This is a genomic window from Cupriavidus mimosae (genome assembly GCF_023952485.1).
GTDB lineage: Bacteria > Pseudomonadota > Gammaproteobacteria > Burkholderiales > Burkholderiaceae > Cupriavidus > Cupriavidus taiwanensis_C.
Map to the genome: position 1 here is coordinate 1 of NZ_JALHRY010000038.1, position 9,472 is coordinate 9,472.

The 9,472-nt window shown below is 59.9% G+C and carries 5 protein-coding genes and 2 pseudogenes; all 7 read left to right on the forward strand.

From position 1 onward, the window contains the following. Window positions 1-91: 91 nt before the first annotated feature. Window positions 92-1,454, forward strand: a pseudogene (locus MKD50_RS29595) (IS5 family transposase). Window positions 1,455-1,630: 176 nt separating this feature from the next. Beyond that, the gene (locus tag MKD50_RS29600) at window positions 1,631-2,392 is read left to right on the forward strand and encodes a hypothetical protein (protein WP_145987296.1); all 762 of its coding nucleotides are present in this window, start codon (window positions 1,631-1,633) and stop codon (window positions 2,390-2,392) included. Window positions 2,393-2,565: 173 nt separating this feature from the next. Next, window positions 2,566-3,828 carry an SPM autocatalytic domain-containing protein gene (locus MKD50_RS29605; protein WP_145987295.1) on the forward strand — a complete coding sequence of 421 codons (1,263 nt, stop codon included), beginning with the start codon at window positions 2,566-2,568 and terminating at the stop codon, window positions 3,826-3,828. A 103-nt stretch (window positions 3,829-3,931) separates the two neighbouring features. Next, entirely contained in the window at window positions 3,932-6,064 is a 2,133-nt protein-coding gene (locus MKD50_RS29610) for a type I secretion system permease/ATPase (RefSeq protein ID WP_012354590.1), read from the forward strand. After that, window positions 6,061-7,491, forward strand: coding sequence for an HlyD family type I secretion periplasmic adaptor subunit (locus MKD50_RS29615; RefSeq protein WP_012354589.1), 1,431 nt, complete (start codon window positions 6,061-6,063; stop codon window positions 7,489-7,491). The genes MKD50_RS29610 and MKD50_RS29615 overlap by 4 nt, the downstream gene beginning before the upstream one ends. Further along, a complete protein-coding gene (locus MKD50_RS29620; RefSeq protein ID WP_012354588.1) occupies window positions 7,481-8,923 on the forward strand; it encodes a TolC family protein in 1,443 nt (480 codons plus the stop codon). The genes MKD50_RS29615 and MKD50_RS29620 overlap by 11 nt, the downstream gene beginning before the upstream one ends. Window positions 8,924-9,257: 334 nt before the next feature. After that, window positions 9,258-9,472 (forward strand): annotated as a pseudogene (locus MKD50_RS29625) (hypothetical protein); the annotation flags it as partial.

A 9,472-nucleotide genomic window follows, 5' to 3' on the forward strand; every position in this document is an offset into this window, starting at 1 on the left:
CTAAGGTTTAGCAAAAAATTTCGCTGCGTGCCGAACTCCCAGATCGAATATGAATCTGATTCGAATCCTGGGAGATTTGAGGAACTTGCGGATGAGCACACCGGACTTCTTTCGCAGCCGCCTGGACGGGATGACTGATCTTCGGCATCCGCTGGCAGTGCTGGCGAGCCGGATGCCGTGGAACAGCATTGAGGCAGCCTTGGCGCCAGTGCTTGCGCGCAAGGCGAAGGATGGCAGCAACGTGGTCGGCGAGGACTTGTTCGGACCGATGTTGGCGGTGGCTGGTGCAGGCATCAGTGCCGCAGGCCGGCCTCGCCTTCCGATCCGGCTGATGGTCGGGCTGCTCTACCTCAAGCATGCCTTCAACGAGAGCGACGAGTCGGTGTGCGAGCGCTGGGCGGAGAACGTGTACTGGCAGTACTTCTGCGGCGAGGAGTACTTCCAGATGCGGCTGCCGTGTGACCCGACCAACTTCGTGCGTTTCCGGCAGGCTCTGGGTGAGGCTGGCGTCGAGGAACTGCTGGCCACCACGATTGCTGCCGCCGTGCAAATGAACGTGATCAAACCGGCTGAGTTCGAACGGGTCGTCGTCGACACCACGGTGCAAGAGAAGGCCATTGCCTATCCGACCGACAGCCGTCTGCTGGAGGTAGCGCGGGCCAAGGTGGTGCAACTGGCCAAACGCGCCGGCATCGAGTTCAAGCAGACCTTTGGCAGGGAAGGCAAGTCGTTGCGATTTCGTGCGGGTGGTTATGCGCATGCCAAGCAGTTCAAACTGCTGAGAACCGTGCTCAAGCGTCAGCGCACCGTGCTCGGCCGCGTACTACGGGACATCGAACACAAGATGACGGCGCTTGCCGAGGACCAGCAAGAGCGTCTGCGTCCCTGGCTCGAACGTGCCCGACGCATTGCGCAGCAACGCGTCAAGGACAAGAACAAGCTCTACGCCCTGCACGCACCCGAGGTGAAGTGTGTCGCCAAGGGCAAAGCCCCCCAGCCGTATGAGTTCGGTGTGAAGGTGAGTTTGGCAATCACTGCCAATCAGGGACTCATCGTCGGTGCTCGCAGCTTTCCTGGCAATCCTTACGATGGTCACACACTACACATCCAACTCGAGCAAACCGCTATCCTGCTTCAGGACCTGCCGGGATCGCGCAAGCCCCACACTGCTATCGTTGACCTCGGTTATCGCGGGGTCGATGCCGAAGTGACGCCGGTGAAGGTGATTCACCGCGGCAGAATCAAAACCATGAATCGTCGCCAGCGCAGAATGCTTAAACGTCGCCAGGCGGTCGAGCCTGTCATCGGCCATGTCAAAGCGGATCACGGCATGCGTCAGGGCGAAATCGGTAACGCCGTCCCCTATCCTCTGTGCCGCAGGCTTCAATCTCCGTTGGCTGCCGCGAGCAATTGCCCGCCTGGGCATCCGCGGGCGTTCTTTTTTTTCGTCTTGACTCTGCTCACAGGTATGGCTCGATCCGCCAGGAATGCAGCCAATCGACCTTGCCCGCATTGCCGCAGTCAACCGATGGGGCGACCAGAATCATCCACCCTCCAGCCACGCTGGGCCCTCAGACTGAATTTTTCAGGTCCGACTATAGAATCCGTGTGGCCGCCTGTGCTGCAATAAATGATGGGCTGGTTTGCTCGTGCGAATATTCGGTGCATTTTTTCTGAGTTTATTCAGCATGGCGGAGGCGTGCCTAAGGGCATGACCAGATTTGCGTGTTTGACGCTGGGTGTCAACATACTTGGAGGTGATAAAGCTCAAATGATCAGCTATCGAAGGCGTAATGGGCGCCATCTTTCAGGCAAAGCGACAGTGCTTGCTATTGCTATCTCCATTGGCTACCTATATGGCTGCGCGGGCTCGCGGTCGGCATCAGATGCTGCCAGAACACCGGAGGCTTTTCTCGCAGCGATCAATAACGTCATTGAGCATGGCGATTTAACAAATAGCGAACTATTGGCGGAAAGCTTTCGACTGAAATTTAGCCACGGAGAGCCGCATCAAGCCTTTCATCCGAAAACTAATGAGTTAATTGGAATCCGACGGGATTTCAAGATCGCATCGGCGTCTCAAGAAACTTTTCTTTATTCAACAACTCCCAGCGCGTCATATGGAACCCTTGCGCCGAGTGATGGAGGGCTGCCGAGGGTGTCATTTGGTGATTATCTTGATCGAAATAATATATGTATAACTCGTGGCGTGCTCTTTGATAAATTCGGTCGAGGTATATCACATAGAAATTATGATCACCCGGGTGAGGACTATTTTTATGGATTCAATTACAAGGAGAATTGGATTGAGTTGATAGTTGGCTTCTCTACGATTGACTGTGCAACAAATATCAGTTTATTTCAAAACAGGAAAATGGTTGAGTTACCATGACAAGTAATCAGATTATCACGGGCAATGAATCAATGTGGGGTAACGTCCGACTCTCAACGAGTCAGATTGCACTTATAAACAAGAGTCCAACTCTTGTGTCCCAGCTATTGGATTACCAGGCGGCAGTTGCTGCGGGATCATTGAACCCAATTGTTCAAGGGCCCGATGGCAGCATGTTCTTCAAGGAAGGGGGAGGAATTACGTTTGCTAGCAATTGGAAAACTTGGCCGGATGGCGAGGTCATCGGTAGCTTGGCCCATGAGATCGGTCATTTCGCGAATGTGAAAGCCGACACTGACTTCAAATCGGCGTATGCAGTTCCGTCCAGTAGTCCAGACGCCTATGCGATGAGCGCCATGGTCGGCCTGCATCAAGAGGGCGAAGCAGTCTATAACAACTGGGTGGTTCAGCGGGAGATTCTGAGCAATAATGGTCCGCAGATTTATTTGGCGGGCGAGTATAAGGCGAATCCTGATGGTAGCGTTAGTAGTACCGGGCTTCAGTCGTTACTTGATACGCAACATGCCACGGATATTCGCTCCAGTAGCCTTATCGGTTCTGATCGGCAGATTCTGATTGATAGTGCAATGGGCGTCTATGCGACCTTGCCGAACAGTGTTAACTGGCAGGCCTACTTCAATTATTACGGCGCAGCCAGTGGCGCACAGGCTCCCGCGCCTGGAACCCTTCAATCGGTCACCTTTACGAACAACAACGCGACCAATCAGATTGGTTCGATGTCGGAGAACTACTCATCCGGTAATACGATCCAGGTAAAGTTCACTGGAACAGCGCCGAGCACGTCGACCGTTACGAATCCATCTGGCAATCTGCTTACCGAAAATGTCTATACTAGTGCGACGGTCAATGCGAATAATGCAACCGTTAATCTTCTGAATGGCGCCACCGCTACAGTGAACGGCACTGGCAACACCATTAACGCCGGCAATAATGTCACGGTCACGGCGAACGGTACAAACAACACCATCAACACCGGTGCCAATGACCTAGTCTGCACCAGCAACAACGTCTTCAATGTGGGCGCCAACGTGGCAACGTGGCAGACCCTCAAGGTGTGGGGTGATACGACAGGCACCGGCCAGTTCCAGAGCGGGCAACTGTACACCCTCGACCAATTGGGTATTGCAGGGATCAACCTGGATGCCACGCACATCAGCCAGGACAGCAACGGCAACACCATCCTGGATGACGGCACGTACACGCGCGCCGATGGCACCACGGGCGACATTGCCGGGGTCAATCTGATGTTCAATCCGGGCAACGGCCAGACGCCTAGCGCGGCGGATACCTTCGCCCAAAAACAAGTGAATCAGTTGATTCAGGCAATGGCCGCGTATGCGCCGGACGCAGCCGGTAGCATCGTTGCGCAGGCGCTGCCCCAGGATCAAACCACACTGCAACTGGCGGCTCATTGATACGTCACCCCGACGGTAGCAGACGGCGCCCTTGCGAGGGCGCCGGTTTTTCTACGCTTGTCGATAGCCACCCCGTCTAACAAGAACAATTTCGCACTGATCCATGGGTTCGAACGAAAACCTGGCGCGTCTCGACGATGCCGGCTTGGCTGCGCTCGTGCTCATCGCACGATTTCATGGCATTGCTACGGATGCCGCGCAAATCCGCCATGCCGCCGCGCTCGGTGGCGAGTCCTTCTCTGAGGCCGATCTGGTATTAGCCGCTCGTGGCATGGGCCTGAAAGCCCGAGCAGTGGCGCTGGTGGCAGATCGGCTTGGCAAGACCCCATTCCCGGCCTTGGTGCTGGACAGTGCGGGCCGGCATTTCATTCTCGCCGGTTCCGATGGCAAGACCGCGCTGATACTGGAGCCCGGCATGTCGGCGCCCGCACCCAAGCCGATCGAAGAGATAGTGGCGCGTACGAGCGGGCGCATCCTGCTTTTCACCTCGCGCGCCTCCCTGGCAGGCGAGCTGGCTCGCTTCGATTTCTCATGGTTTATCCCGGCGGTGGTCAAGTACCGCCGCCTGCTGCTGGAAGTGCTCGGCGTTTCGATGGCGCTGCAACTGTTCGGGCTGGTGTCGCCACTGATGTTCCAGGTGGTGATGGACAAGGTGCTGGTGAACCGCACCTATAGCACCCTCAACGTGGTGTGCCTGGCGCTCCTTGTCAGCTCGGTATTTGAGGTGTTGCTCACGGGCCTGCGCAACCATGTATTCGCGCACACGACCAACCGTATCGACGTGGAACTGGGCGCGCGCCTGTTTCGCCATCTTGTAGCCTTGCCACTCGCCTATTTCGGCGCGCGGCGTGTGGGCGACACCGTGGCACGCGTGCGGGAGTTGGAAAGCATTCGAAATTTCCTGACCGGCCAGGCGCTGACCGCGCTCATCGATCTGGTGTTCTCTGTGGTGTTCCTCGCTGTCATGTGCCTGTACAGCGTCTGGCTCACGCTGATGGTGGTTCTGTCCTTGCCGCTCTACGGTGCGATTTCCGCCTTCATTACGCCGTTGCTGCGCAAGCGCCTGAACGACAAGTTCGCCCGTGGCGCGGATAACCAATCGTTCCTCGTGGAATCGGTGTCCGGGATCGAAACGGTCAAGGCCATGGCCGTGGAGCCGCAGTTCGTCAAACGCTGGGAAACCCAGCTCGCGGCATACGTCGCGGCGGGCTTCCGTGTGACCTCACTCGGCAACGTCGGGCAGCAGGCGATTCAATTGGTGGGGAAGCTGGTGACGCTCGGCACGCTGTTTTTTGGAGCCAAGCTCGTCATCGACGGCAAGCTGACCGTGGGCGCGCTGATCGCCTTCAACATGATGTCGCAGCGCGTGAGCGCCCCGGTGCTGCGCCTCGCGCAACTGTGGCAGGATTTTCAGCAAGTCGGTATATCCATGAGCCGCCTCGGCGACATCTTGAATACGCGCACGGAGCTGGCGCAAAGCCGGCAAACGCCGCCGTCCATCAAGGGCAGCATCGTGTTCGAGAACATCCGCTTCCGCTATCGCGCGGACGGCCCGCCGATCCTCGATGGCGTGAGCCTGGGGATCACCACCGGCCACGTCGTGGGTATTGTCGGGCGCTCGGGCTCAGGCAAGAGCACGCTCACCAAACTGCTACAGCGACTCTATCTGCCGGAGCAGGGCGCGGTGCGTATAGATGGCATCGACCTCGCGCTGGCCGATCCCTCCTGGCTGCGCCGCCAGATCGGCGTGGTGTTGCAGGAGAACCTGCTGTTCAATCGCTCGATCCGCGACAACATTTCGCTCACCGATCCCGGCGCCCCGCTGGAGGCAGTCATGCAAGCGGCGAAGCTGGCGGGAGCGCACGATTTTATCTGCGACATGCCGGAAGGGTACGACACGGTGGTCGGTGAACACGGCGGCAACCTTTCGGGCGGCCAGCGGCAGCGCCTGGCGATTGCACGGGCGCTGCTGACCAATCCGCGCGTGCTGGTGTTCGACGAAGCCACCAGTGCGCTCGATTTCGAGACCGAGCGAATTATCCAAAACAATATGAAGGCCATCTGCGCCGGACGCACGGTGATCATCATCGCCCACCGGCTCACCGCCGTGCGCCACGCCGACCAGATCATTGCCATGGACGGCGGCCGTATCGTGGAACGGGGCAGGCATGAGGAGTTGCTGGCACTGGGTGGCTACTATGCCCATCTCGTCTCGTTACAGGACAGCGGACTATGAGTACCCCCGGCGTATCCCAATGGGCGGCGCTGCGTGAGCCGCTGCGCCGCTACGCCAGCGTATTCCGGGCGGCCTGGCACATCCGTCGCGAGTTGGACGCGCCCAGTCGGACCCCGCACGAACTGGCATTTCTCCCCGCCCATCTGGAATTGGCGGAAACGCCAGCGCATCCGGCGCCCCGCTGGACAATGCGAATCATTGTGGCGCTAACCGGACTGGTGTTATTGATCGGCATCTTTGGCAAGCTCGATATCGTGGTAACTGCCAAGGGGAAATTTGTACCCAATGCGCGGGTGAAGGTGATTCAGCCGGCGGTGACCGGCGTCATTCGCGAAATCCTCGTGCGTGATGGCCAGCGCGTGGCGGCGGGCCAGTTGCTGGTGAAGCTCGACACCACTCAGGCCGCCGCCGATGCGGACAAGGCGTACCTCTCCCGCGTCGATGCCGGCCTCGGTGCGGCCCGTGCGCGGGCGCTGCTTGGCGCGCAGGAAATCAAACAACCGCCGCAGGTTGTGCAGGTGGATGGCGCGTCGGAAGACCGAATGCGCGAAGCCCAGCATCTGGCCAATGGCGCCTGGCGCGAGTATCAGGATCGCATCGACAGCGCGCAGGCAGAGCTGCACAAGCGCGAGGCGGCGCGGGACAGCACACGGGCCGAAGTGGCACGGTTACAGGCCACCGCGCCGCTTGCGCGCCAGCAGGCCATGGACTATAAGGCGCTGGTGGCTGACAAGTATGTGGCGCGTCACGATTACCTGGACAAGGAACAGAAGGCCCTGGACCTGGAGAACGAGCTGGCGGCCCAGCGTGCCCACGTGCTGGAGCTTACGGCCGGTATCGCCGAGCAGCGGGCCGAACTGGGGGCGCTAGCCTCGAAGTTTCGGCATGACCAGCTCGATGAGCTGGAGAAACACACCCAGCAGGGGGCGCAGAGCCGCAACGATGAGACCAAGGCGCAGACGCGCCAGGAACTGATGAGCCTCACCGCGCCCGTGGCCGGCACGGTGCAGCAACTCGCCGCGCACACACTGGGCGGTGTCGCGACCACGGCCCAGGCGCTGATGGAAATCGTGCCCGACGACACGCTGGAGGTCGAGGGACAACTGGAAAACAAGGATATCGGTTTTGTGGACGTGGGCCAGGCTGTCGCGGTCAAGGTGGAGGCGTTTCCCTATTCCCGCTATGGCTTCATCGAGGGCACGGTGCTCTCCGTGTCGAATGACGCTACCAACGACAAGAAGCTTGGGCTCACCTTTCCGGTGCGTATTCGCCTCACCACTAACCGCATCCGGGTGGAGAACCGCTGGATCGCGCTCACGCCTGGCATGGCGGTTACGGCGGATATCCGTACCGGCAAGCGCACGGTGGCCGAATACTTCCTAGGCCCCGTGATCGAGGCCGCTCAGGAGAGCTTGCGTGAACGCTAGACGCATCCCGCTCACCCTCATCCTGGCCGGGCTATGGGGGCTGGTCCAGGACGCGCAGGCCTTCGACCCGCTGCGCGCGGAGCAGCACCTTCCGGCCACCCCTGCCGGCGCGCTCATTCCGGACATCGCCGGATGTCGGGCCGGGCCGCCAGTCTCGCCGCTGCTCCTGGGCGAGGCCGTCGAACGGGCGCTATGCGTCAACCCAAAGACGCGCCAGGCTTGGGCCGATGTCAAGGCCCAGGCCGCTGGCGTGGGGACTGCGCGGGCAGGCTACTTGCCGACCGTGAACGGCACCGGGCAGTACGTGCGAGACGGGGCGAGGACGGATGTGACCAGGCATCCGAATCTGAGTTCGGCCACGCTCGCCAATGTGGGCACCGGCAACGTGGCATTGAATTGGGTGCTCTACGATTTCGGTGCGCGTAGCGCTGCCGTGAGCAGCGCATCGGCATTGCTGGCTGCCGCACAATCAACGCAGGATGCCACCGTGCAAAGCCTGTTCGTGACCACGGCCAAGGATTACTACACGGCCCAGGCGAGTGCGGGCGCCTTGGTTGCGGCGCGCGATGTGGAGGCGATGGCGGCGAACAGCCTCCGCGCGGCCTCGGGGCGGGTGGACAAAGGCGTGGCGCCCATCTCGGATGCCTTGCAGGCACAGACGGCCTATACGCAGGCGGTACTAAACCGCGCCAAGGCGGACGGCCAGTGGCAAACCGCCGTTGGCACGCTCGCTGCTGACATGAATCTATCGCCGGACGTGCCGCTCACCCTGCCCGGTGTGGGCGACGAGGTGAGGACGGACGCGCAGTTCACCCAGGCGGTTGGCGAGTTGATCGAGGGCGCCAGGCAGGCACATCCAAGCGTGATGGCCGCCGAGGCCCAGGTGGATGCGGCGGCGGCCAGGGTTGACCAGACGCGCGCCGAGGGCATGCCCAGCCTCGGCCTGGTATCCCGCTACAGCCTGAACAATCAGCCAGCTACGCTAGGGCTCGGCGTCCCGAGCTTTCCGGCTACCGGACGCGACTGGTATGTCGGGATTCAGCTCACGATCCCGTTATTTGAAGGTTTTGGCCGTTTGTACCGGATCCATCAGGCCCAGGCACAGCTCGAACGCGAGCACGACGGTCTGGATGCTGCGCGCCAGCAGGTGGGGCTGGAGGTGTGGAGCAGTTATCAGGCCGTTCGAACCGCCACGGACAGCGTGAAGTACAGCGCAACGCTACTCGATACTGCGCAGCAATCCTTTAACGCTGCCGAACATCGCTATCAGGCCGGCGTCGGCAATATTCTCGAACTGCTGAATGCGCAAACGGCGCTGGCCAATGCCAAGCAGCAGCGCGTACAGGCACTGGCCGATTGGAAAGCCACGCGGTTGCGGCTGGCGGGCAGCCTGGGGCGGCTTGGCATGAACAATGTACAGGTGGAACGATGAACGAAACCGCCACGGCATTTGCGAAGGGAGAAAGTAAATCCATGTCAAAGCATCTCTCTTTGCTTCTGGCCTTCGGGGGCCTTGCTCGTCGCGGCCTGTGCGCCCCTCGCTGAGAGGGAACCGAAGCAGCATCTTCCAGAGGTCGTGCAGAAAAGCGAGCGGGTGATTCTGGTGGAAGGAAATCCCGACGATCCGGTCAAGCTCGAAGTCACGCTGTACACCCGGCCGGGTCCGAGTCCATTTCTTGCGGTACTAAACCACGGCTCATTCCTGGAAAACCACACGATTTCGTTTTAATTTTGCGACGGGCTATTTGCTGTCGCGCGGATATGTCGTGGCCGAGCCCATGATGCGTGGCTATGGTAATTCGGAAGGCTACCTCCGTCGGCACGGATGCGATGCCGTGGCAAGCGGTATGGATGCGGCCAAGGACGTCAACGCGGTTATCGGCTATCTAAAAAAACAGCCCTATGTAGATTCCGCCAAGGATACTCATTGCCGAAGAGAGCGTCGGTGGATGGAAGACCTTGGTCGTTGGTGCGTTCAACC